Below are 22223 nucleotides of genomic sequence, written 5' to 3' on the forward strand. Positions count from 1 at the left end.
ACACCACGTCGATCTACGCAACGGCGGAGCTCGGTCGGCAGTACTGCGGAGCCGATACCTTTCTGCGGCTGCCGATGTCGGCCAGCGCACCGCCCACCGCATCAGGGCGGGACTAACCGAAAAGCGTGATCGAACACTCATCCCGCCGATTCGAATCCAGCGGGTACGGTCCCAGTTCACGTCACGTTCCATATTGCGCCGAAGCGCGCAGGTGGCGGCGATATGGACGGATACGGGGACGCATTTCGCGCACGAAAATCCGCGAAGAACCAAAAAAAACCGCGCCCGAGGAGGCGTCGGGCGCGGCAACAGGCTTCAAGACCACACAATCCGGGGAGACCCGAGGGAGTCCCTATCGCTTGCGTGGCAAACGATAGCCCGGACTGCAAAGCAATGTTATAGCCGGGCGAGCGGGGCATTGTGAACATATGTGATGGCATCGCACTTCGGCGGACATGAGGTCCTCGCCCCCGGTCTCAGGCGTCGCGACTCAGCCGCGCGTGATATTTCGCTGCCTCACGACGCATCCGCGCTTTCTCCGGCGGCACCTGAATCGACATCGTGCCGAGCGACGCGTGCCTCAGCGTACGATGACGCACGGGCTGCTCGCATGTACACAACAATCCGTAGCTCGAAACACTAGCCGCGGCCCTCGAGCGCGGTGTACGTGCTTAGTGCCGGTCCGCCGCGTGATGGTGGTGATGGCGATGGTGATGATGCAAATTTGCCGCACTCGCAGCGCCGGCAAATGCGAAGGCCACAGCAGCAATGACGGTCATTTTCAGCAGTTTCATGGCAAAACTCTCCCGCGGGGTTGATCGATTAGACACGAACGTGCGTCTGATCAATCAACGATTCGTCGCCAACGGTCGTTGACGCAAAACATCCGCGTGACAAATGTTGTCAATGCACACTGGTACGGCAGTCTCGACGTATGCGCATGCGGCTTATCGGTGGGCGCTCTTCCCGATCGTACGCGCGATATCCCGGACAGTCGTGACAAGAAGCATCCCCATGGCACGGCTCAGGAGCTTTCTCGGACAATGAGTTCAAAACCAGTATCGACTATCGGCTCAACCACCCGTTCTCCCCGAATCATCGCAAGTAGCATGAGTGCAGCACGACGGCCTATTTCGGCGCGAGGAGTGCGAATTGTGGTGAGGCGCGGGACCGTATACGCGGATCCCGGCAGATCGTTGAAACCGACCATCGCGACTTTCTGTGGCACCGGCACGCCGCGACGCAATGCTTCGAGAAGCGCGCCATGCGCCAAATCGTCGTTGCCGAAAAAGATGCCGTCGACATCAGGGTGTCGCTCCATGATCTGCGCAAACATCTCGCAGCCAAGGCCGATCGACGAGGGAGTCGGCGACAGGAATTCCAGCTTGGCGTCATACATGCCAGCTTTTTGCAGCGCGCGACGAAAACCTTCGCCTCGCTGCATGATCCGTGGATCGAGCTGAGCAGCCACGAACGCGTTTCGACGACGGCCACGTCCAATCAGATGCTCTGCCGCAATCTGGCCAGCACCCGTCTGTGCAAAGCCGACGCAATGTACGCCGGGACCGTGCGAGATTTCCATCATGTGAACATATGGCACGCCGCTCGTGTCGATCAGGCGTCTAGCGACTTCCGTGCGCTCCGACCCGGTCAAGATCATTCCGCTCGGGGCCGAGGCGAGGTAGCGCCTGATCAGATCTTCTTCGGCATCGCACGCATAGTGCGTGTTGCCGATCAGGATCTCGAAGCCTTCGGGCCTGAGTATCGTATGGATCGACTCCAGTACGTCGACGAACACAAGATTGGACAGGGATGGAACAAGCACCGCGACGGCTTCGCTACGCGCGGAAGCGAGTGCCCGGGCGGCTGTATTGGTCGCATAGCCGAGTTCCTTCGCTGCGTCACGGACGCGCTGCGCCAGGTCCAACCCGACGGTCTTGACGTCGCGAAGTGCGCGGGACGCAGTGATCGTGCTTACACCGGCTCGGCGCGCCACCTCCTCCAGCGTTGGACGGCCGGTGCCTCGTGTTTTCCGGTCGGTCATATTTTCAGAAATATCTCGTATTACGTCCGTGCGTCACTGATCTTGATTCGCTGAAGTCGGTCGGATTCAGTGGATGCAAGCGCGTCAGGCCAAGATCGAGGCGCTGCCGAGAGGCAGCCGCGACAGGGACATCAGTTTGCCGCTGGTTATCGAACGTTTCGATTTACTCGTCGATGGCGCGCTTGGCCTCGCATGTGTTGTAGCGCGGTAACGATGATAGATCAGTTCACTCTTGAGTCAACCCCAAATTGATCGATCGGCTCGCTATCGCCACAGTTGCCGCGGCGGCAGCCGAACTCGCTGCAGAGCTTCTGATACATGTTCAAAAAAAGCTGGCCGCCCTGCACCAGGGCGGCCAGATGATCCGGATGTTTCCCGAATCTCAAGTGCGAGGAAGCTTGCGACTCAGATACCCATGCTCAAGAAGCAAGGCTACGAGCGTTCAGCTTGATGGAGCGAATCAACTTCGAGTCGCCGGCGGACGTACCTACGTAAATCGAGTACGTGCCCTCCGGGATACGCCACATATGGCTCTGATTGTCGAACTTCGCAAGCAAACGCGGATCGACATCGATTGAAATCTTCGTCGTTTCCCCGGCCTTCAGATCGACCTTCTTGAATCCGCCGAGTCGCCTGGGTTCGTTCGCGGCGGAAGGCAGTCCGATATAAACCTGGGCCACTTCCTTTCCGTTACGGCTACCCGTGTTTGCCAGATCGAAGGTTACGGTCAGTCCGGTGGTGTTTTCTCGCACGTTCGCGTTCGAATACGCGAATGTCGTATAAGACAAACCAAAACCAAACGGGAAGAGCGGTACCTGACGCGTCTTCTCATACCACTTGTAGCCAATCGAAGCGCCTTCGATGTTGTAATCGACCGCAGCATCCGGTGCGATTTTCGGCCGAGGCAATTGCGCAACGCTGGCAGGGAAGGTTATCGGCAAGCGGCCGGACGGATTGACGTCGCCATACAATACGTTCGCAATCGCTTCGCCACCTCTCGCGCCGGGATACCACGCCTCGAGCACGGCACTTACCTTCGACAGCCATGGCATAAGAACCGGGTTGCCGGTCTCCAGCACAACAATCGTGTGGTGATTTGCGGCCGCCACCTGCTCGATCAATTCATTCTGGGCGTCGGGCAGAAGAAGATCACTTGCGTTATCGATGGATTCGGCACTCCACTGGTGTGCAAATACGATCGCGACGTCGGCATGCTTCGCGAGTTCCGCCGCCTTCGCGGGATCAGCGCCGTCGTCGTAGGTCACGCGGCCCTCGCCCTGCACTTTTGCGTGGATCGCCTTGAGCGGTGACGAAGGATCATAGATCACTGGATTCGGAAAGCTGAAGCCGCCCAGTGCCGCGGCCGGGCCTCCGACCGGCCACACCTGCGAGGACCCGCCACCCGAAAGCACGCCGGCATCTGCATGTGAACCGATTACCGCGATCGACTGACCGCCGGCTAGCGGCAGCTGCTTTGCGGTATTTTTCAGCAGAACGATACCCTCCTCCGCATCTGCCTGCGCGATCGCTGCATCGGCCGCCACGTCGAGCGGGCGCAGCACCGGCGGATTTTCCATCACCCCCTTTGCGAACATCGTGCGCAAGATTCGATGGACCATGTCCTTCAGTCGGCTTTCCGGCACGATGCCTGCGCTCAGTGCCTGCTTCAGCGTTTCACCAAAAAACGGACCACCGTTGTCCTTGTCGAACGATTCACCCGATTCCTGATCGAGCCCGCTCACCGCATCCTTGACGTCATGCACGGCCCCCCAATCCGACATCACGTAACCCTTGAAGTGCCAGTCGCCTTTCAGGATCCCGTTCAGCAACATGTCGTTTGAACACGCCCAGACGGTATTGATCTTGTTATACGAGCACATCACGGAACCCGGGTCGCCCTTTTCAACAGCAAGCTGGAACGCGAGCAGATCCGATTCCCGCGCGGCCGCCCAGTCGATGTTCGAGCTTACCTTGAACCGATTGGCTTCCTGGTCGTTCAGCGCGAAATGTTTGACCGTCGCGATCACGTGCCGACTCTGGGTGCCGGCAATCGCCGCGCCGGATATCGTCCCGGCCAGCAGCGGGTCTTCGCCTGCATATTCGAAATTGCGGCCATTGCGCGGATCGCGCGCGAGATTCGTCCCGCCGCCAAGCAATACGTTCGAACCCACCCGGTGCGCTTCCTCGCCAATCATCGCCCCGCCATCGAACGCACGTTGCGGATTCCACGTCGCCGCCGTCGTCAGCCCCGAAGGCATCGGCGTCGCCGCGCCCGTGTCGACACCACGGACCGGTAGCCCGGTAGTCTTGTCGAGCAACGACCGGATGCCGAGGCCTGCATCGGACTCGACCTGATCCGGAATCCCGAGGTGCGGGATCCCTGCGATGATGCCGGACGGCAGCAGCGGGCTCTTTGCGAAGCGCCCGTAGAGCCCGTGCACCAGTTGAATCATATCGTCCCGCGACATCTTCGCGATCAACGCATCGGCCCGCTGATCGGGAGTTGCGCCGGTATCGACGCTCGCAGACGACGAAGCATGAGCCACGGATGCACAAAAAGCGAAAGCGAGAACGGCAATCGCCCTGGGCTTGAATGGATTTCCTTTTGGTACGGTTCGTTCATTTTTCACGCTGGTTGTCTCCTTGAATATCGACGACGGGTGCATTAGAACTTGTGCAAAATGCCCGCGATCGCGGTGGTCTGAACGCCCGTCGAAGAAGGATTCGACAAACCATTGATCCATGCCGCCCCGCCGCTACCGTGCATGTAGATAACGTTCAAATACAGATCCGTGCGCTTGGAGAGGTAGTAGCTCACATTACCGCCAATCTGATGATATTTCGCATTGCCGCCGACCGACTGGTGCACGGTCGTGAAGTCGTAACCCACGCCAAGCTGCCAGACCGGCGTCGCCCAGTATTGCGCGCTCGCCTCGTAGTTCGAGAAGTCCAGACTGTTGCCAACGAGCGAGAAATTCGATTGCGTGTGCAACAATGCGACGCTCAAGGCGCCGACCGTGTAGGCACCGCCGACGCCCCAGATCTGCTGGCGCTGCACGTTCGAAACAACCGAAGTCGGGAAATAATTGTCGGACGGGATCGCCCCGGTCGTGTTCAGCGCGGGTTTGTTGAGCAGTGCATAGGCTGCATCAATGCGCAACGGACCATTCAGATATTGCGCACCGACGCTCCAGCTGCGGTTGTCCGCCGCGCCGGGGCTGTTCGAAAAGGCGTAAAGGGCTTCGGCTTGCAACCCATTGATGCGCGGTGAAGTGTATTTGATCGAATTGTCGGATCGGAACGTGTTGTTCAGGTCGTCGTTGTCGTAGAGGATGTTTCCGTACTGGGTGTACGCACCGACCCCGTCGTTGGACAAATAGTCTTGAACCGGATTGAATTGGCGCCCCGCCGTGACACTGCCCCATCTGTCGCTGTTGAGACCGACCCATGCACCACGCCCAAACAGTCTGCCACCCTGCTTCAAGGCGCCGCTATCCGTGTCGAAGCCATTCTCCAAGCGGAAAATGGCGCTCAGGCCGCCACCGAGGTCTTCGGTTCCCTTGAATCCCAAACGCGACCCCTGCTGATTTCCCGCAGTGGCCTGCACGAGACTTTTTCCGCCCTGATTGCTCGTGTAGGTAAAACCGCTATCGACGATCCCATAAATCGTTACGCTGCTCTGAGCCTGCGCGACGTTGACTCCGGCACTTGCCAGCACGAAGAGCGACGCCCCAGCTGCGCGGCCAGCCCATTGCAAGGGCGAAAGCTTGCCGGCGGCATCCGGAGTTTTCATACGATCATTCAAATTATTTCGCATACCGAATGATTTAGCTTTCATTTTATCTCCTCTCATTGGATTTCCTCCGATTTGATTCACTGCTACCGATGGACTGGAACTGCGTTCACGCCCCTCCAGAGAAGGGCGGAATAGGTTATACAAACGTTGAGAGGACCATTATGAGAACGATCGCAACGACCGAGACGATGGTCTCCATCACCGTCCAGGTCTTGAAGGTCTCGACAACGCTCATATTGAAGTACTGCTTGACAAGCCAGAATCCCGCGTCGTTCACGTGCGACAGGATCAGCGAACCTGCACCGGTCGCCAGCACCAGAAGTTCACGATTCACACCGGGGACCATTGCAACAACGGGCGCGACAATACCAGCGCCAGTGATCGTCGCCACCGTCGCGGACCCCGTCGCAATTCGAATCATGGCCGCAACAAACCATGCGAGCAGAATGGGAGACATATGTGCCTGCACCGCCATCTGGCCAATCGCGTCGCCGACGCCGCTTGCGACAAGCATTTGTTTGAATCCGCCGCCAGCGCCGATGATCAGAATGATGGCCGCCACGGGCCCGAGACTGGAGTCGACGAACTTCAGAATCTGCCTGGAATCGAAGCCGCGTGCGATGCCGAACGTGTACAGAGATACCAGCAATGCCAGCAGCAACGCAGTAATCGGATGGCCGATCATGTCCATCCAGGCGCGCAAACCGCTATCTGCATGGAGGCTGATGTCTGCGAATGTCTTGATCAGCATCAGCAATACCGGCAGCAATGCGGTGAAGATCGTCACCGCGAACCCAGGCAAGCTTTTCGATTCGGATTCCTTAGCAAGTTGCTCAAGCAATTCTCGAGACGCCGAGCCCTGAACGTATCTCGCGACGAACGAACCGTAAAGCGGACCCGCTATGATTGCCGTCGGCAAGCCGACGATCAGCCCGTAAAAGATGGTCTTGCCGATGTCGGCGCCGAACAGGCCGATCGCAAGCAGGGGACCGGGGTGAGGTGGCACGAGGCCGTGGACGACCGACAGACCTGCGAGCAGCGGGATGCCGACCTTGATCAGCGGCACGCCGGTGCGTCGCGCAACGATGAAAACGAGCGGAATCAGCAGGACGAATCCAATCTCGAAAAAGAGCGGGATGCCGACTAGAAACGCGGCACACATCATGGCCCACTGCACCCGCTCCTTGCCGAACGCATTGATCAGGGTACGGGCGATGCGATCTGCTCCGCCTGATTCGGCCATCATCTTGCCGAGCATGGTGCCGAGTCCGAGAACGATGCCCACGAAGCCCAGCACGCCCCCAAAACCATCCTGGAAGGACTGCACGATCTTTGCGACCGGCATCCCGGAAATCAGGCCAAGGAATCCGGACGCGAGTGTCAGCGCGACGAATGGGTGAATCCTGAAGCGGGTGATCAATAGAATCAGTCCGACGATCGCGATCAGCGCGTCGATCAGCAGATGAGCGCTGCCTGCTACGTTATGCATAGTGTCTCCATTGTTGTAGTGCCCGCTGTCCCTCTGAGTGGATGCGGTGATAAGACTGCAGAGATATCTGCTATCTCATGCGACCAAGCGAATGTCGCCAGGAGCGAGATCGTCCAACCACTTCGCCCCTAGACGGGTGATGTCGGAACGCGGCGATGCCGCGTTGGCGGCGAACGTCCGGGATTCGGCGGCGTAGTCGGCAAATTCCGCGGCAACACCCACCACTACCCCAGATACCGTTTCGTTCACGGAAGCCGTCACCGTTGAAAGATAGCGCTATCTCAAGAACACAAATTTAAGCGCATCTCGCAGTCGCGTACCGCACCTCCTGTCACGATAAATGCCATCGCCGCAAGTCACATCGCTAATACGACCCAACAAATTAGTAGTAATCCTAATTTACTGAACGAATGAAATTGCGCGCTGGTTATCACCGATCGCCCGTCTGCTGGCGATCAAGCACAACATCTCAGCGTCACACCACCGATGATATCGAGTTCCGTGCGATCCAATGTCACAGTTTGTGAACTATTGGTTGATAAGTTGCGCTTGGCGTTCCATGACGGTCGGGATGTGTGCCGGTGGATATGCGTGTTGCATGACAAGGACACGCATGCATTTCCAGAATACTCGGTCGTGGTCGAGGGTGGCCGCCGCATTTCCACGCGCGACGGCCGTTCACGCTGATTGCGATCGATCTGAACGCCTCGGCTGACAATGTCCTTCAAGCGATTGCGCTAGCGGCTGATCGTCGATTTGACAATTGTTCAGCCCGCTTGATACCACTGCGGACACTTTCCGAATAGCATTGGAGAGGTGAGGGCCAATCCTGCTCACGGGCACCTAGCCCGGCCGCAGCACCGACTTCCGCACCTGTTGCGCCGCTTGCTGATGCCGACGTCTGGGCAGTCATGGATGATGACGGCGAGTCCGCCGGCTCGCCGTTCATCCGCTCTGGTCTTTCCACGCCCAATGCAGTTGCGTCTGGCGCCATCTGATATCGATTCCACCTCTACGTATCAACTCATGATTTTTAATTTTCGCTATCCTAATCTTTTACTGATCATATACATCGCCACAGCCACACTATCGGGTTGTCATTGTGTCCCGGTAGATCAGCATTCCATTACATCCCCATTATCTAAAACTCAATCGAGCGAGAATCAACCCGAGATTGTTGGTTCGAGTCCGAGCGCGTCGGAACCGCAACCGGTTAAATCGACAGTGTCCTCGGCATTCCATCAACAGTGGATTACGTCGCAGTACGAAAAGACATCCGACGGACGTCGCCCTTCAGACGGTGAACAAGGTAAGCCCACAGCGTCGACTGCCCTCCCTCAGCAGGGGATTGCGTCATGGTATGGCAAGGCATTCATCGGGCATCGCACTGCAAGCGGTGAGCGGCTCAACATGAATGCCATGACGGCAGCACATAGAACGTTGCCTCTGGGTTCGTATGTCCGCGTCACACTGGCCAGCACCGGAAAATCCGTCATCGTCCGTATTAACGATCGTGGCCCGTTCAACTTTCATCGAATCATCGACCTGTCGTACGCCGCCGCATCAGCGCTCGGTATCCAGAGAACAGGTACTGCCCGCGTGGCGATCACGCAGCTGTGACCTGCTGCCGATCCAATCGGGCATCGCCTCGGAGCTCGACACGGACATCGTCAGGACCATCACTTCGACCCATCCGCGCATTTTTGGATAGGCGCGTGGGTCTGCAGCCGAGCCGATAGCAGATGAGAGGAGGTACTGCGATGCTGAAAATTGACGAAACGCTTCCGGTGGGGGCGCGCATTATTATCCTGATGTCGGACGGGGGTGAGTGGACTGTCAAGAAACTGAGGCAACCGCTCGGCCTGACGACCATTCAAGTGCGCCGAGCAATACGCACGTTGGCCATCAATGGAATCGTCAGCGTTACTCGCTGCCTTATTGCGTCCCACGAGAACGTCTACAAGCTCGCCGGCATCGAAACGACCGGCGATGCGGCGGCGCTTGCGGAGATGGCCCGGCCGGTCGTCACCACCGAGTAGCGCGACGGACTCCGCAAGTTTTCGCGGGATCTGCTGATACGGGCGCTGGTCTCGTTTGGCCAGCGTGTGGAAATCGTGGTGCGGCCTGCGAGTGACTCGCGCCCGGCAGGCATCATGGTGACCTGCTGACGGCCCGCGAAGCGGACAGAAAGAAAGGTGTGGCGGCAGCAGGCGAAGCGGCTTCGGCGCCACACCCGTTCAATCTGACCTGGCCGAACGTGAAAAGCCTGACGCACAGCTCAAGGCCGCGACAACACCATCACGCGCCCCGACACGCGCTGAAACTTGAGCCAGCCCGTGTCAGCCGTGAACCGGAGTTGCTGCACAGGAAAATCGAAACCCGACTTCTGTGCGGCACTGACCACCGCATCGGCGATCCAGCGGATCGGTTCCTTCCCCTCGTCGGGGCACGGCGACCACGCCGGGCAACGCCGGCGTAGTCATCACCGCCCTGCTTACGCGACGGCCTTCACCGCCGGCTGCGCGGCAAAAAACGTCGCCTGCGCCGCTTCGTCCGCGCGCACATACGCACGGTTGATGCCGCTGATCACCGCGCGGATCGACGCGGTCGTCAGGTTCGCGTCGATGCCCACGCCGAACGCGCTGCCGCGCACGCCCGAACCGGCCAACTCCGCGATCGCGATTGCCTTCGCATCGGCGCCCTGCGACAACGCGCGTTCCTCGTAGTGCTGGATCCGCAGCGGCGTGCGCAGCGCATGCATCAGCGCATCGAGCGGGCCGTTGCCTTCGCCGCGCAGCACGCGTCGCTCGCCGTGCACGTCGGCGGTCAGCACGATCGTCTCGCGGCCGTCGCGTTCCGACAGTTCATGGCCGACATAGTGCAGCGGCGCGTCGCCCTCGACGTATTCCTGCTGGAACAGCGACCAGATCTGCGCGCTCGTCACCTCGTGCCCGCTGTCGTCGGTCAGGCGCTGCACGGCCGCGCTGAAGTCGACCTGCAGGCGACGCGGCAGCGCGACGCCATAACCCTGTTCGAGCAGGTACGCGATGCCGCCCTTGCCCGACTGGCTGTTCACGCGAATGATCGAATCGTACGTGCGGCCGAGGTCGCTCGGATCGATCGGCAGATACGGCATTTCCCACACGGCGTCGGGTTTCTGTACCGCGAAGCCCTTCTTGATCGCGTCCTGGTGCGAACCGGAGAACGCGGTGAACACGAGGTCGCCGACATACGGATGGCGCGGATGGATCGGCAACTGCGTGCACTCCTCGGACGTGCGCGCGACCTCGTTGATCTGCGAGAAATCGAGGCCCGGATCGACGCCCTGCGTGTACAGGTTCAGCGCAAGCGTCACGAGATCGACGTTGCCGGTACGCTCGCCGTTGCCGAACAGGCAGCCCTCGATGCGGTCGGCGCCAGCCATCACCGCCAGCTCGGCCGCCGCAACTGCGGTGCCTCGGTCGTTGTGCGGATGCACGGACAGGATCAACGCATCGCGACGCGCGAGGTTGCGGTGCATCCATTCGATCTGGTCCGCGTAGAAGTTCGGCGTGCCGACCTCAACGGTGGCCGGCAGGTTCACGATCGCCTTGCGCTCGGGCGTCGGCTGCCAGACGTCGAATACCGCATCGCAGACTTCCTTCGCGAAGTCGAGCTCGGTGGCCGTGAAGGTTTCGGGGCTGTATTGCAGCGTGAACTGCGTATCGGTCGCGGCATCGGCGCAGCGCTTGATCGTGCGCGCGGCGTTCACCGCGAGCTGCTTCACGCCGTCGCGGTCGAGCCCGAACACGATCTTGCGGAATTCCGGTGCGGTCGCGTTGTACAGGTGCACGATCGCGCGCTTCGCGCCGCGCAGCGATTCGAAGGTGCGCTCGATCAGGTCGTCACGCGCCTGCGTCAGCACCTCGATCGTCACGTCGTCGGGAATGTGGCCGCCTTCGATCAGTTCGCGCACGAAGTTGAAGTCGGTTTCGGACGCAGACGGGAATGCCACCTCGATCTCCTTGAAACCGATCGCGACCAGCGTCTTGAACATCCGCATCTTGCGCGTCGCGTCCATCGGCTCGAACAGCGCCTGGTTGCCGTCGCGCAGGTCGGTGCTCATCCAGATCGGCGCGTGCGTGATGGTGCGCGACGGCCATGTGCGGTTCGGCAGGTTGACGGGCGTAAACGGTCGGTACTTCGTCGCGGGGTTCTTCAGCATCATGATGTTCGGTCCTCGGTCGGTTTGTCGGGAAACCGCGGCGCGGCGGCCATCGGCCATGGAGGCCGGCTGCGCGCGCAGCGTTGAAACGGCAAAAAGCGGCACAACGGCAAAGCGGTACGGCGAACGACAGCCTTGACGGTTGAGCGACCGGGACGGAGCGGAGCGATACGGAAAAAAGACGAACTCAGGCGCCGGTCGACAACCGGGGCCAGGTCGGTGATACGGGGGAAATCTGGCGCTTCAGGAAAGAAGCAGATGGAAAGCGCGCAGCCGCAGACCCAGCCCGGAGAAACGGGCTAGTAGTCGTAGCGAGAAGAGGGGCTGGGCGGCTTGCATGGCCGGAATCAGATCACAGGGTGGCCGGGGCTGTCAACGGGTTGCTCGCCGGACGGGGGCCCATCGCGCGGCGGTGGTGCCTGCAGAATCAGTCCCGTCCGATAGGCGGCGGCCTTTCGCGTCGATATGCTTCACGGGTGCGGCGCCGGTGAAGTCCTATTCATGTTCGGAGTGAGTCGGTCCATCCTCTTTGCCGGTTGCCGCACACCATTCTCTTGCGATCGGGCTTCGGCGTGAGCGTTCGGTGGTGGCCGGTGGGCGCGGCCATGACAGAGATGCTGATGTTGAAACAACACGCTGCCATATGCGAACACCGAGCGCTCGCTCCGAAGCCCGATTGCCTCCGCCTCTCCCGATCCGCCTGCGCAACCGCGCATCGTTCATCAAATCGATACACGAATCGATATAGTTTCGCGAATATATCGAAATACAATCCATTAATCACATTTCATTAAATCGATTAACGTTGATTTTCTGTTTACTGAACAATAACCATTCCCAAGAGAATATTTTTTTATTTATTTTTCGACATGCTTGTCGAACCGCGTTTCAAACGTAAAACGTTTGCGCAACGCGGCGAGACGCCCTACCACTGTTCTTCAGGAGGAAGCATGGCTGATTCTCAAACGTCATCCAATCGCGCCGGTGAATTCTCGATTCCGCCGAATACCGACTTCCGCGCGATTTTCTTCGCGAATGCCGCCGAACAACAGCACATCAAGCTGTTTGTCGGCGACAGCAAGGAACCCGCCGCGTATTACAAGCTGACGACGCGCGACGGCACCCGCGAAGCCACGCTGAATTCCGGCAACGGCAAGATCCGTTTCGAAGTGACGGTGAACGGCAAGCCGTCGGCCACCGACGCGCGCCTCGCGCCGATCAACGGCAAGAAGTCGGACGGCTCGCCGTACACGGTCAATTTCGGGATCGTCGTGTCGGAAGACGGTCACGACAGCGACTACAACGACGGCATCGTCGTGCTTCAGTGGCCGATCGGCTAAGTCACTGCGTCATCGATTGACTGACGACCGCCGGGCAGCCGCCAGCAACGCCGCCCTGCGGTTCCGCATCACATCGCGAAGCATCCCAATCGAAACCCGTTTCGCCTTCAGGAGACCGCCATGCCCATCCTTTCGGCTTCGATCAACAGCGCGCCCGTCGTGACGTCCGAGACTTACGTCGACATCCCCGGCCTGTATCTCGACCTCGCGAAAGAAAACATTCGCGACGGCAAGCTGCTGGTCACGCTCAACGTGCCGACGCCGTACGCCACCGGCAACAATTTCCCCGGCATCTACTTCGTCATTACGACCAACAAGGGGATCGTCGCGGACGGCGCGTTCTCCTACTTCTCCAAGGTGCCGGAGAATCCCAGTCGCATCCCGTTCACGCTCGTCGTCGCGATCGACGTCGCCGACGGCCACACGTTCGTGAAAGGCCAGTGGAAAAGCGTGCGCGGCAGCACGATGCACATCGACTCGTTCGCGAGCCTTTCCGCGATCGGCGACACGGCCGCGCAATCGTCGTCGCAGGGCAGCGGTAATCAGGGCGCAGAAACCGGCGGCAGCACCGGAACCGGCGGCGCCGGCAACATCGGCGGTGGCGGCGGCGAACGCGACGGCACGTTCAATCTCCCGGCCAACATCAAGTTCGGCGTCACCGCGCTCGCGAACGCGGCGAACGAGCAGACGATCGACATCTACATCGACGACAACCCGAAACCGGCCGCCACGTTCAAGGGCGCCGGCTCGCACGACGAGAACCTCGGCACGAAGGTGCTCGACTCGGGCAAGGGACGCGTGCGCGTGATCGTGACGGTGAACGGCAAGCCGTCGCGGCTCGGCTCGCGTCAGGTCGACATCTTCAAGAAGTCGTACTTCGGGATCGTCGGATCGGAAGACGGCACGGACGACGACTACAACGACGGCATCGTGTTCCTGAACTGGCCGCTGGGCTGAGCCACGGCAGACGCCAGCACAGCGTCACGGCGCGGCATGCATCGCGCGCCGTTATCGATACCGCAATGGCGACGCGGTCGACCACCCATTGCGATTCGTTCGGGCAGTCACGTCTGCCCATGCTTTGCTCCGCGCGCGGCACGGCGAAACCGATTCGCCGGCCGCGTCACGCGAGACATCCCATTACGACGAGGACGACATGACACAACCCTTTACCCATGACGATCTGTACGCGCTTCTGCAACTCGCCGGCAACGACGCGCTCGTCGTGCAGGCCGGCGGCGACCAGGCCGTGCTCGACCGGATGCGCCAGTTCATGACCGCGCAACTCGTGGAAAAACTGCCGCAATACGACGTGTTCGTGCATCTCTCGACGGTGCCGTACAGCTTCGACATCAGCAGCTGGATGAACAAGGTCAAGACCGATGCAACAGGGAAGGTCGACGCCTGCACGGTGACCTGGGCCGGCGCGCCCGGCGTGCTGCCCGGCGCCGCCGCGAAGTTCGGCATCGGCGCCGTAGTCACGTACTTCGCCAAGGCGACGGCGCAGCCGCAACCCGCGCAGCCCGACCCTGCGACAAGCGGCGGCGGCGAACGCGACGGCCTCTTCAACCTGCCGCCGAACATCGCGTTCGGCGTGACGGCGCTCGTCAACTCCGCCGCGCAACAGACGATCGAGGTCTTCGTCGACGACAACCCGAAACCGGCCGCGACCTTCCACGGCGCCGGCACGCAGGACGCGAACCTGAACACGCAGATCGTGAACTCCGGCAAGGGGAAGGTACGCGTGGTCGTGACGGCGAACGGCAAGCCGTCGAAGATCGGCTCGCGTCAGGTCGACATCTTCAAGAAGACCTACTTCGGGCTGGTCGGGTCTGAAGATGGCGCGGACGGCGACTACAACGACGGCATCGCGATCCTGAACTGGCCGCTCGGCTAAGCAGCGCAATCCCGCCGCCTCTCGCCACGCCGCCCGGCGTGGCGATTTGCTTCAGCGCCCCCGTTGCGCCACGTCACGCACCGCAAGAACGATCAAATGCCCCAGTCGCCGATACCCTATAGTCCGCCCGACACACTCATTGGGACACTATGGATCCGGTTGGAAAAGCACTCTGGTTCATCGAAACCGAACTGGACAGGGAACTGACACTCGACAGGATTTCCGCCGATTGCGACATGACGCGCTTCGGCTTTTCACGCCTGTTCTCGATGAATACCGGCTGGCCGGTGATGCGCTATGTCCGGTCGAGACGGTTGACGCGTGCGGCGCGAACCTTGGCGCAAGGCGCGCCGGACATCCTTCCCGTGGCACTCGATGCCGGATATGGCTCCCATGAGGCGTTTACGCGCGCCTTCCGCGATCTCTTCGGCGTTACGCCGGAAGCGGTGCGGACACGGCGCACTCTCGACGGGTTGTCTCTTGTGGAGCCGTTTCGCATGAAAGCGCTGAAAATCATCGCCGTGACACCATCACGCTTCGAAGTCACCGAAAAGCAGCTGATCGCGGGCATGAGCAGCCGCTATACCTTCGAAACCAACGAAGGGATTCCGGCGCTCTGGCAAGCGTTTATCCCGTACATCGGCCACATCCCCGGCCAGGTCGGCGGCGAAACGTATGGCGTGTGCTGCAACCCGGATGCGGATGGCAGCTTCGAATACATCGCCGGCGTGGAGGTCAAGCATCGCGACCGGTTGCCCGCGCCATTTCGCTGCGTCGAGCTCGAACCGCAACGTTATGCGGTCTTCGAACACAGCGGGCACATCTCGACGCTTCACCAGACCTTCTACAGCATCTGGAACGGTTGGCTGCCGACGTCGGGATTCAAGGCGGTGGACGCGCCCGAGTTCGAACGCTACAGCGAGGACTACGATCCGGTGACGGGTACCGGCGTGCTTGAAATCTGGTTGCCGGTCGAACAATCCGCGTGAGCACGTGAGTGCATGACCTGCGCCGATCGGCCGCGACGTCGCTCGCCACGGCCGATCGATCAATGCATCGCCCCGATCGAAATCACCACGCCCAGCGCACGCCCGCATTCCCGGTGATCGTGCGCTGATGCTCGCCGCCGAGGTTCGTCAGGTAGCTGACCGTTGCATACACGCTGCCGCGCTTCGTCAGCTGCGCAACGAGCCCCGCGCCGACCTGCCCGGCCGTCTGCCCGACCTGCGTGCCGATCGTCGTCGCGCCGCCGAACGTCGTCTTGTCGTCGGTACCGAACGAGCGCAGCACGTTCACGCGCAGGTACGGCTTCCAGCTCACGCCGTTCGCATCGAACGCGTATTGCAGCCGCGCGCCGATCCGGCCGAGGAAGGTATTGCCGTTGTTCCATGCGATGCTCGACACGCCGTCGTTGAAACGATCGAGCGACAGCCATTGCCACACGAGCTGCGCCTGCGGTTCGAGCGTCAGCCCGTAGCCGAGCGCGATCGGCAGCCCCGCCTCGACCGAACCCGTGAACGCGTTGCCGTTCGTCGAGCCGTTCACGTTGTCGTTCGAATGCGTGCGCACGGTCAGCGCGCTGCCCATCAGCACGGCGTCCGTGTACCAGCCGCCCGGGCCGATATGCGTCCAGTAGCCGCCGAGGTTGTACGCATTGACCTGCAACGTGCCGACGCCCAGATCGGGCTGCGCGAGCGCGAAGCCGTTCACGTCGCCGACCGCGCGCGAGAAGCCGAGGAAGAAGCCGTAGTGGTTGCGATGGCCGCTCGGGCTGTTGTCGGCATAAAGATCCTGACCGACCTGCATCCCCCACACGGTGCCGTCGAACGACGGGGTCACGTCACCCTTCTGCTTGATGTTGCTGTTGCCGCCCCACACGCGCGCCCACGACGCGGGCATCGGGCCGTTCTCGCTCAGCAGCCCCTGTTCGCCCTGCCGGTCGTGGAACGTGTCGATCTGCAGCAGCCCGAGTTGGCGCGCGACGGCCGGCGCTTCGGCGTACAGCGGCACTTCAGGGCGGTAGATCGGTTCCGGGTTGCCGCCGGTGCCTGCATCGGTGACGGCTTCGACAATCGATTCGGGCGTGCCTTCGGCCGGCGTGACCGGCGTCACGGGCGGCGGTGTCGGTTGCCCCGGCTCGACCACCGGCGGCTCCGGCTTCGGCCGCACCGTGTTGCGCAGGTACCAGCTGTCGCCGGTGCCAGTCGCCGCGCCGCCTTTCGCGAGGAAGTACGAATACGCGCCGGCGCTCACCGTGCCGCCCGACAGCGTGAACGCGCCCGCGCTCGACGTCGCGCCGTTGGTCGCCTGCACGACCTCGATGCCGTCGCCGGTCGTCTGTGCGCCCGCGCCGCCGACGTTCGTCACCTTCAGCGTGCTCGAGCCGCTCGCCGTGCCACCGCTGACGATCAGCTTGTCCGACGGCGCGCCGTCGCCGGCGAGCGTCGTGTTCAATGCGATCGTCGCGTTCTGGCCGACGTAGTTGCCGGCCACCGTCAGCGTGTTGCCCACGCCGCTGCCGCCCAGTTGCACGAGCCCCGCGTTCGTCAGGTTGCCGTTGATCTGGAAATTGCCGGTCGCGCCGCTCGCGAGACTCGCCAGCGCGTTCGCGACCGAGAGCGTGCCGTTGTTGGTTACGTTGCCCGTGACGCTGCCGTAGCCGCCGAGCGTCGCGCCCGACGCCACCGTCACCGGCCCGCCGCCGCCCAGCGCCGCCGACGCGCTCGTGCCGTCGCCGACGATCACGGTGCCCGCATTGACGTTCGTACCGCCCGCATAACTGCTCGCGCCGTTCAGCGTCAGCGTGCCGCTGCCGAGCTTCGTCAGCGAACCTGCACCCGTGATGCCCTGCGTCAACGTCGAGTTGAAGCCCTGCGTATCGATCGTGCCGTTGTTCGACGTGATCGACACCGTGCGGCCCGACGCGAGATTGAACGCGCTGCCGAGCTGCAGCGTACCGCCGTTGAATATCAGGCTTCCTGACGATGCGCCGAGCGCATTGTCGGCCGCGACCGACAGCGTGCCCTGCGTGATCGTCGTGCCGCCCGAATACGTGTTGCCGCCGGCGGCAGAAGGCGCGACCGTCAGCGTGCCTGCGCCGGTTTTCTCCACTGCGCCCGCGCCGCCGATCGCGCCCGTGTACGTGCCGGCACTGTCCTGCTGGAAACGCACGAGGCCGTTGTCGGTGACGGACAGCGGCAGGTTCGACGCATTCGCCTGCAGCGTCGCACCCGCGTTGACGGTCGCGACGACGGACGCCGTCGTCGTGCCGAGCGTGCCGGTCAGATTCAGCGTGCCGCTCTGCACCAGCGCGGTCGAGAACGTGCCGGTGCCGGCCCACGACCAGTTCGTGCCGGCCATCGTCAGGCTCTGGAAGTTCGTGAACGCGTTCGACGCGGTGCCCGTGCCCTGCAGCGTCACGGTGTTGGTGCCGGCGCCGCCGTTGGCCGTGCCGACGATCTGCGAACCCGTTTGCAGGATCAGCGTCACGTTGCCGTTGCCGCCCTGGATCGCGGTGCCGCCACCGCCCTGGATCAGCCCCGCATTGGTGATCGTGGTCGCGCCGTTGGTCGAGCGCACGCCGATGCCGTTGTTGCTGATGATCCTGCCGCCGGCCTGATTCGTGATCGTCGCGGTAAACGAGCTGCCGAGCGTGTTCGACACGACCGCGTCGACGCTGCCGCCGCTCGTCGCGGTGCCCGTGGTCTGGATCGTGCCGCTGTTGACGAGCGTGTCGTTGTTGCCCTGCATGTAGACGGCCGGCGCATCGCGGCCGTTCGACGTCAGCGTGCCGCTGTTGGTGATCGTGCCGTTGCCGCCGAGCAAGGACGCCGCGCGCGCGTTGTTGCCGGACGTCGTCACGGTGCCGGTATTGACGATCTGGTTGCCCGCCGCGCCGGGATTGCTCTGCCCCCACGCGGCCGTCATCCCGTACGAGTTGTTGCCGGTGGTCGTGATCGTGCCGTTGTTGACCAGCGTGTTGTTGTTGCCGTTCGCGGCCATCCCGTCGTTGTACTGGCCCGACGTCGAAATCACGCCGGTTGCGGCATTGGTGAGCGTATTGCCGTTGTTCACACCGAGCAGCACCGCGCCGCGGTTCGCGACGCCCGTGCCGTTGCCGGACATCGACAGGTTGCCGTTGTTGGTAATCGCACTCGACGTGTCGACGGAAAACGGCGTCGGCGTGGACGCCAGCACATAGCTGCCTGTCACGGTCGAATCGAGGTTGATCGTCACGTTGGTACTGCCGGCCGCGGCCACGACCGACGGCGCATTGGCGCCGGAACACGTGACCGTCGTGCCGCTGGTCGGCGCAGTGGCCGAACATGCCGCATAAGCACCCACCGGCATCGCGCCGGTCAGGATCGCCATCCCACCCAAACCCAGGTTCCGCGCCTTTCTTTTCATTTTTCGGCTCGCCTTTATTGGTGACGTTATTGCTGCAAATCGGTGCGTGAACCGGGTTATATCACCTGCCTTGAAATAATCGCAAGATCCGATCGCGTGATATTGGAAATCAGCGCGGGATTAATTTCGCATTCGGAAATAACGGGAATGGCCGCACTGTTGCGTTGCGGAAAATCACGGGTGACAGGCGTGGCGGGAATGCGGGGCGGAAACCGGTTGAATTTGCCGGTTTTTATGAAAGACTCAAAAGCGTTGAAGAATGCGAATCGGGCAAGCCGGAAAATTTGACGTCATTCGACGATCAATTAATCGTGCATGGGTTGCCGGCCATTCTGTCATGCTGCTGCGCACGATATCCGGCCACCGAAGCGGCCGGCGCGCGCGTTGATGCGCGCCTGCAACGATGCCGGCCGTGGCGGTCGGCATCTGGTCAGCCGTCAGCCGGCGGGCGATGCGGCAGGCGCCGACATCGCGACCGGCATCGACCACGCAGCCGACGCCAGGCGCGTGCGCGCGTCGAGGGCCACGCGGTTGAACGCGACCCGCCGTTCGCCCTTCAGCGTCGCCGCTTTGGCGGCCTGCACGAGTTCGACCGGATCGACGACACGCGCATGGCGCCGGACCTCGAAGTGCAGATGCGGGCCGGTCGCGGTCCCCGTACTGCCGACGGCACCGACACGCTGGCCGCGCTCGACACGCGCGCCGGTCCGCAGCGTCGGTTCAAACGCCGACAGGTGCGCGTAGTACGACGCATAACCGCCGTCATGACGAATCACCACATACTTGCCGTAGCCGCTCGGCTCGGTGCCGATGAACGTCACGGTGCCGCGCTCCGATGCATGGACCGCACGGCCCGCCGGCGCGGCGAGATCGACCCCGGTATGCTCGTGACGCGCGCCGGTCACCGGATGCACGCGAACGCCGAACTGAGAGCTGATCCGCGTCGCGGCGACCGGCATTGCGAATCGCGTACCGGCAAGCGGCACGCCGTTGAGGTCGTAGTACGCGCCCGGCGTGCCGACATCGGGCGCGAACCACACACCCGCGACGTGTTGGCCGCGAAAGCGGATATCGAGCGCCGTCACACGCACGCCGTGCGGCAGCGTTGCGCTGTCGTCCGGTTCGTATGCGACGCGGAAGGTGTCGCCGATCGTGCCACGCTGCTTCGGATCGATACGCCCGGCCAGCATGCGGGTGATCTGCGCCGCGACACCGGCTGGCAAATCGGCACGCGCCAGCGACGCTTGCAGGGTGCCGGAAATTGCCACGGCGCGTGTGCCGCGCTCCGGCGCCGCGAGCATGAACGGTTCGGCGGAAGCCAGATCGACCGCACGCGGCTCGAATGCCGTTTGCGTACCCATCTCAGGCAGCGGCGAAGAAAGTCCGTAGTCGAACCGCGACGCATATCCACGTTCGACCGCGTCGCGCGCCGCGTCGCACAGCACGCGATAGGCCACGCATGCGCCGAAGCGTGCAACGGGGTCATTGCGATCGGTGCCCGTCGGTGGGGTCGACGCATGCGATGCGTACGCGACGTCGAGCGACGCGGCCGCCGAAGCACGCAAGCCGCCCCACGTCGTCCGCTCGGGACTGAAAAAAGGCACGTCGACAAGGTCGGTCGTTGCCGCCGCCGCGTAGGCGAAGGGCACAGCATCGTGTGCAGCTTGCGCTGCCGCACCGTGTGCGCCGGCCGCGCCGGCTGTCGCGATGACACCGCACAGCAGCGCGTGGCGAATCGACAAGCACGTGGCGCCGCGTCGGGCGGTTTGACCTTGTTCGCGTGCGAGACGGAAACGCAGGTCTAACCGCATGACGTCGTCACTCGCTATCTATCAATGAAAAATCGGGAACGGACCGGGTATCGCGGAGGAACGAGCGTCGCGATCCGGCAACTTGAAAGCGAGTGTATCGGCGTGCCGGAAACGTCTAAATAGGACCAATCTTATTTTCCTGAGCCCGCGCTTAGTACAAGAACTAAATCCGGGTCGCGCCATCTGCCAGCATGGCGCTCCGACCCCATGCATGCATTCGCGCGAACCATCGCATGACGTTTGCAGTCGAACGCTGCCTGCGCGCGGACCCGTGCCTGCCCGAATGCGGCGGGACCACGGCGTGTCGCGCAACGTGCCACCCAACCGGAATCCCGCATGTTTCTCGATCAACTTCATCCGGAACGCTGGACGTTCCTGTGGAACGCGCTGTCCACCCTTTCCATCAGGCTGTGCGCCGGCCTGGCGCTGCTCGTCGCGGGCTGGTGGCTGTCGAAACGCGTCGGCAACTGGCTGAACCGGCTGCTCTCGAACAAGGAGCGCGTCGACGACACGCTGCGGCCGATTCTCTGCGACGTCGCCGTATGGGGCATCCGCATCGTCGCGAGCGTCGGCGCGCTGTCGCAGCTCGGCATCGAAACGGCGAGCATCGTCGCGGTGCTCGGCGCGGCCGGCCTCGCGATCGGGTTCGCGCTGCAGGGCACGATGCAGAACATCGCGGCCGGCATCATGCTCCTGCTGCTGCGACCGTTCAAGGTCGGCGACTATATCGACGGCGGCACCGGCGTCGCGGGCACCGTCGACGAAGTCGGGCTGTTCATGACGCGGCTGACGAAGCCGGACGGTATCTGCGAATACGTGCCGAACAGCGCGCTGTGGGGCAGTTCGATCCGCAACTACACGCGCAATCCGACGCGCCGTCTCGATCTCGAAGTGGAAGTGTCCGTGCACGACGATATCGATCGCGCGCTCGGTGCGCTGCGTGCGCTGGCCATCGCCGATCCCGACGTGCTGCAGGAACCGGCGCCGGACGTGATGGTGATGCGCTTCGACGACAGCACGCTGGTTGCGAACATGCGCGTCTGGACGCATACCGACAAGTTCTGGGCGATGCGCTGGCGCCTCGCGCGTCAGGTGCGCAAGACGCTCGCCGATGCGAACTGCGCGCTGCCGATCCGCACGCGCGAGCTGCACATCGTGCACGACGCGGCGCGCAGCGCGGACGGTGCACGCACGCGGGCGCTGTAACAGCCGTATGCATCGTCCGGGCCGCCAGC

Annotated in this window: 18 protein-coding genes; 9 read left to right on the plus strand and 9 right to left on the minus strand. The window is 62.2% G+C overall.

What is annotated here, in order from left to right:
* Positions 1-671: 671 nt before the first annotated feature.
* Together H3H55_RS37605 and H3H55_RS31370 are read right to left on the minus strand one after the other, a co-directional pair.
* Positions 672-794, minus strand: coding sequence for a hypothetical protein (locus H3H55_RS37605; RefSeq protein WP_264299680.1), 123 nt, complete (start codon positions 792-794; stop codon positions 672-674).
* A 230-nt stretch (positions 795-1024) separates the two neighbouring features.
* The gene (locus tag H3H55_RS31370; RefSeq protein WP_193101730.1) at positions 1025-2044 is read right to left on the minus strand and encodes a LacI family DNA-binding transcriptional regulator; all 1020 of its coding nucleotides are present in this window, start codon (positions 2042-2044) and stop codon (positions 1025-1027) included.
* A gap of 73 nt (positions 2045-2117) precedes the next feature.
* Between H3H55_RS31370 and H3H55_RS31375 the strand changes: the two genes are divergently transcribed.
* Positions 2118-2255, plus strand: coding sequence for a hypothetical protein (locus H3H55_RS31375; protein WP_193101732.1), 138 nt, complete (start codon positions 2118-2120; stop codon positions 2253-2255).
* A 208-nt stretch (positions 2256-2463) separates the two neighbouring features.
* Here H3H55_RS31375 and H3H55_RS31380 read toward each other — a convergent pair whose 3' ends face one another.
* The 4 genes from H3H55_RS31380 to H3H55_RS31395 form a co-directional block, all read right to left on the minus strand.
* Positions 2464-4788, minus strand: coding sequence for a beta-glucosidase family protein (locus H3H55_RS31380; RefSeq protein WP_226800425.1), 2325 nt, complete (start codon positions 4786-4788; stop codon positions 2464-2466).
* Complete coding sequence (locus tag H3H55_RS31385; RefSeq protein ID WP_226800426.1) at positions 4710-5882, minus strand: porin; 1173 nt, start codon at positions 5880-5882, stop codon at positions 4710-4712. Before H3H55_RS31385 ends, H3H55_RS31380 begins: the two co-directional genes overlap by 79 nt.
* A gap of 94 nt (positions 5883-5976) precedes the next feature.
* Positions 5977-7329 (minus strand): GntP family permease, encoded by a 1353-nt coding sequence (locus H3H55_RS31390; RefSeq protein WP_193101734.1) that lies wholly within the window; start codon positions 7327-7329, stop codon positions 5977-5979.
* Between the two features lie 75 nt (positions 7330-7404).
* Positions 7405-7578 (minus strand): hypothetical protein, encoded by a 174-nt coding sequence (locus H3H55_RS31395; protein ID WP_193101736.1) that lies wholly within the window; start codon positions 7576-7578, stop codon positions 7405-7407.
* Positions 7579-8244: 666 nt separating this feature from the next.
* Between H3H55_RS31395 and H3H55_RS31400 the strand changes: the two genes are divergently transcribed.
* Together H3H55_RS31400 and H3H55_RS31405 are read left to right on the plus strand one after the other, a co-directional pair.
* Positions 8245-8949, plus strand: coding sequence for a septal ring lytic transglycosylase RlpA family protein (locus tag H3H55_RS31400; RefSeq protein WP_226800427.1), 705 nt, complete (start codon positions 8245-8247; stop codon positions 8947-8949).
* 140 nt (positions 8950-9089) lie between these two features.
* Positions 9090-9368 carry a hypothetical protein gene (locus H3H55_RS31405; RefSeq protein WP_193101738.1) on the plus strand — a complete coding sequence of 93 codons (279 nt, stop codon included), beginning with the start codon at positions 9090-9092 and terminating at the stop codon, positions 9366-9368.
* Between the two features lie 455 nt (positions 9369-9823).
* Here H3H55_RS31405 and leuA read toward each other — a convergent pair whose 3' ends face one another.
* The gene (leuA, locus tag H3H55_RS31410) at positions 9824-11533 is read right to left on the minus strand and encodes a 2-isopropylmalate synthase (RefSeq protein WP_048243104.1); all 1710 of its coding nucleotides are present in this window, start codon (positions 11531-11533) and stop codon (positions 9824-9826) included.
* 950 nt (positions 11534-12483) lie between these two features.
* Here leuA and H3H55_RS31415 point away from each other — a divergent pair.
* From H3H55_RS31415 to H3H55_RS31430, 4 genes are all read left to right on the plus strand, one after another.
* A complete protein-coding gene (locus tag H3H55_RS31415) occupies positions 12484-12873 on the plus strand; it encodes a fucose-binding lectin II (protein ID WP_129516282.1) in 390 nt (129 codons plus the stop codon).
* 120 nt (positions 12874-12993) lie between these two features.
* Positions 12994-13830, plus strand: a complete 837-nt coding sequence (locus H3H55_RS31420; protein ID WP_193101740.1) for a fucose-binding lectin II — start codon at positions 12994-12996, stop codon at positions 13828-13830.
* 199 nt (positions 13831-14029) lie between these two features.
* A complete protein-coding gene (locus H3H55_RS31425) occupies positions 14030-14770 on the plus strand; it encodes a fucose-binding lectin II (RefSeq protein ID WP_193101742.1) in 741 nt (246 codons plus the stop codon).
* A 149-nt stretch (positions 14771-14919) separates the two neighbouring features.
* A complete protein-coding gene (locus H3H55_RS31430; protein WP_193101744.1) occupies positions 14920-15759 on the plus strand; it encodes an AraC family transcriptional regulator in 840 nt (279 codons plus the stop codon).
* A gap of 82 nt (positions 15760-15841) precedes the next feature.
* Here H3H55_RS31430 and H3H55_RS31435 read toward each other — a convergent pair whose 3' ends face one another.
* On the minus strand, positions 15842-19141 hold the full coding sequence (locus H3H55_RS31435; RefSeq protein WP_193102265.1) for an autotransporter outer membrane beta-barrel domain-containing protein: 3300 nt from the start codon (positions 19139-19141) through the stop codon (positions 15842-15844).
* Between the two features lie 183 nt (positions 19142-19324).
* Between H3H55_RS31435 and H3H55_RS31440 the strand changes: the two genes are divergently transcribed.
* A complete protein-coding gene (locus H3H55_RS31440; protein WP_193101746.1) occupies positions 19325-19465 on the plus strand; it encodes a hypothetical protein in 141 nt (46 codons plus the stop codon).
* A gap of 149 nt (positions 19466-19614) precedes the next feature.
* Here H3H55_RS31440 and H3H55_RS31445 read toward each other — a convergent pair whose 3' ends face one another.
* A complete protein-coding gene (locus H3H55_RS31445; protein WP_193101748.1) occupies positions 19615-20988 on the minus strand; it encodes a M23 family metallopeptidase in 1374 nt (457 codons plus the stop codon).
* 336 nt (positions 20989-21324) lie between these two features.
* Between H3H55_RS31445 and H3H55_RS31450 the strand changes: the two genes are divergently transcribed.
* Positions 21325-22194, plus strand: coding sequence for a mechanosensitive ion channel family protein (locus H3H55_RS31450; protein ID WP_193101750.1), 870 nt, complete (start codon positions 21325-21327; stop codon positions 22192-22194).
* Positions 22195-22223: the final 29 nt, after the last annotated feature.

This window comes from Burkholderia sp. Z1 (genome assembly GCF_014893795.1).
Taxonomy (GTDB): domain Bacteria; phylum Pseudomonadota; class Gammaproteobacteria; order Burkholderiales; family Burkholderiaceae; genus Burkholderia; species Burkholderia theae.

Coding starts and splice junctions, on each gene's coding strand:
- H3H55_RS37605 (WP_264299680.1), bottom strand. CDS start 794: ATGAAACTGCTGAAAATGACCGTCATTGCTGCTGTGGCCTTCGCATTT.
- H3H55_RS31370 (WP_193101730.1), bottom strand. CDS start 2,044: ATGACCGACCGGAAAACACGAGGCACCGGCCGTCCAACGCTGGAGGAG.
- H3H55_RS31375 (WP_193101732.1), top strand. CDS start 2,118: ATGCAAGCGCGTCAGGCCAAGATCGAGGCGCTGCCGAGAGGCAGCCGC.
- H3H55_RS31380 (WP_226800425.1), bottom strand. CDS start 4,788: ATGGATCAATGGTTTGTCGAATCCTTCTTCGACGGGCGTTCAGACCAC.
- H3H55_RS31385 (WP_226800426.1), bottom strand. CDS start 5,882: ATGAAAGCTAAATCATTCGGTATGCGAAATAATTTGAATGATCGTATG.
- H3H55_RS31390 (WP_193101734.1), bottom strand. CDS start 7,329: ATGCATAACGTAGCAGGCAGCGCTCATCTGCTGATCGACGCGCTGATC.
- H3H55_RS31400 (WP_226800427.1), top strand. CDS start 8,245: ATGATGACGGCGAGTCCGCCGGCTCGCCGTTCATCCGCTCTGGTCTTT.
- H3H55_RS31405 (WP_193101738.1), top strand. CDS start 9,090: ATGCTGAAAATTGACGAAACGCTTCCGGTGGGGGCGCGCATTATTATC.
- leuA (WP_048243104.1), bottom strand. CDS start 11,533: ATGCTGAAGAACCCCGCGACGAAGTACCGACCGTTTACGCCCGTCAAC.
- H3H55_RS31415 (WP_129516282.1), top strand. CDS start 12,484: ATGGCTGATTCTCAAACGTCATCCAATCGCGCCGGTGAATTCTCGATT.
- H3H55_RS31420 (WP_193101740.1), top strand. CDS start 12,994: ATGCCCATCCTTTCGGCTTCGATCAACAGCGCGCCCGTCGTGACGTCC.
- H3H55_RS31425 (WP_193101742.1), top strand. CDS start 14,030: ATGACACAACCCTTTACCCATGACGATCTGTACGCGCTTCTGCAACTC.
- H3H55_RS31430 (WP_193101744.1), top strand. CDS start 14,920: ATGGATCCGGTTGGAAAAGCACTCTGGTTCATCGAAACCGAACTGGAC.
- H3H55_RS31435 (WP_193102265.1), bottom strand. CDS start 19,141: ATGGCGATCCTGACCGGCGCGATGCCGGTGGGTGCTTATGCGGCATGT.
- H3H55_RS31440 (WP_193101746.1), top strand. CDS start 19,325: ATGGCCGCACTGTTGCGTTGCGGAAAATCACGGGTGACAGGCGTGGCG.
- H3H55_RS31445 (WP_193101748.1), bottom strand. CDS start 20,988: ATGCGGTTAGACCTGCGTTTCCGTCTCGCACGCGAACAAGGTCAAACC.
- H3H55_RS31450 (WP_193101750.1), top strand. CDS start 21,325: ATGTTTCTCGATCAACTTCATCCGGAACGCTGGACGTTCCTGTGGAAC.